General features: G+C 69.0%; 1 protein-coding gene. It reads right to left on the bottom strand.

The annotated features are described in order from the left end of the window. Positions 1-4: 4 nt before the first annotated feature. The gene (locus ACIRS4_RS37065) at positions 5-1201 is read right to left on the bottom strand and encodes an NAD(P)/FAD-dependent oxidoreductase (RefSeq protein WP_404204497.1); all 1197 of its coding nucleotides are present in this window, start codon (positions 1199-1201) and stop codon (positions 5-7) included. Between the last annotated feature and the right edge of the window lie 181 nt (positions 1202-1382).

Below are 1382 nucleotides of genomic sequence, written 5' to 3'. Positions count from 1 at the left end.
GTGGTCACAGGGCGTCCGGGTCCACGGCCCGGCCGCTCAGGATCAGTTCCTTGATCTTGTCGGTGACATCCCATACGTTCACGTTCATCCCGGCCAGCACCCGATTGTTCGGATCGAGCCAGTACGCCACGAACTCGCGTCCGGCCAGATCACCGCGCACCACCACGCGCGCCCGCTGCTCGGGGGAGACGTAGCCGGTGTACTCCATCCCCAGGTCGTACTGATCGGTGAAGAAGTAGGGCAGCCGGTCGTACACCGCGGGCTTGCCGAGCATGGTCAGGGCCGCCACGGCGGGCTGATTGAGCGCGTTCGCCCAGTGCTCCACCCGGATTCGCCGACCCAGCACCGGATGCTGCTGATCGGCGATATCGCCGACCGCGACGATATCGGGGTCCGAGGTGGCCAGACTCTCGTCGACGAGGACACCGCCGTCGACGGCCAGCCCGGCATCGGCGGCCAGCTCGATATTGGGGCGCGCACCCACCGCGACCAGCACCGCGTCCGCCTCGATGCGGGTGCCGTCGTCCAGGAGCACACCGGTCGCGCGGCCGTCGGCGGTGGTGATCTCGCTGACCTTCACGTCCGTGCGCAGGTCCACGCCGTGCGCGCGGTGCAGGCCCGCGAACACCTCGCCCATCTCGGTGCCGAGCGCGGCCCGCAACGGGACCGAGTCCGCTTCCAGCACAGTCACTTCCACGCCCGCCGCCCGCGCCGCCGCCGTCACCTCGAGTCCGATCCAGCCCGCGCCGATCACCGCCAGCCGCTGGACCTCGCCGAACATGGCCAGCAGGGCGTCGGAATCCTCGATGGTGCGCAGCACGTGCACGCCCCGCGCGTCCACCCCGGGCATGCGCAGCATGCGCGGGCGCGAGCCGGTGGCCAGCGCCAGTTTGTCGTAGGGCAGCGTCGTACCGTCCGGCAGCGCAACGGTTTTGGCGCCGCGGTCCAGTCCGGTCACGGTGGTGCCGGGCATCAATTCGATGTGATGGTCGCGATACCACTGCGACGGGTCCACGGTGAAGTCGGACAGCGACTTCTTGCCCAGCAGATGCTCCTTGGACAGCGGCGGACGCTCGTACGGCAGATGCTCCTCGGCGCTGACCAGGGTCACCGCGCCGTCGAAGTCATTGGCCCGCAAGGCTTCCGCGAGCTTCGCCGCGGCGAGCCCACCTCCCGCGATGACGAACCTGGAACTGGTCATACGAAACCTCCCTGCTCACGCGGCCGGGATCGCTGCACCGGATGTGGCCGTCCTCCCGGCGAGGCCGATCTTTCGACCCTAGACCCGGGCGAGTCGGGCGGAGCGGAAATATCGGCAACGATCCCGGGCGTTGCGTTAGGAGAACGGCCGTGTGTCGGCCCTCGACTGTGAAAGGACTTCC

Origin of the sequence: Streptomyces sp. NPDC101166 (genome assembly GCF_044768125.1) — a bacterium.
Lineage (GTDB): Bacteria > Actinomycetota > Actinomycetes > Streptomycetales > Streptomycetaceae > Streptomyces.
This window is presented reverse-complemented; position numbering and strand designations above follow the sequence as displayed.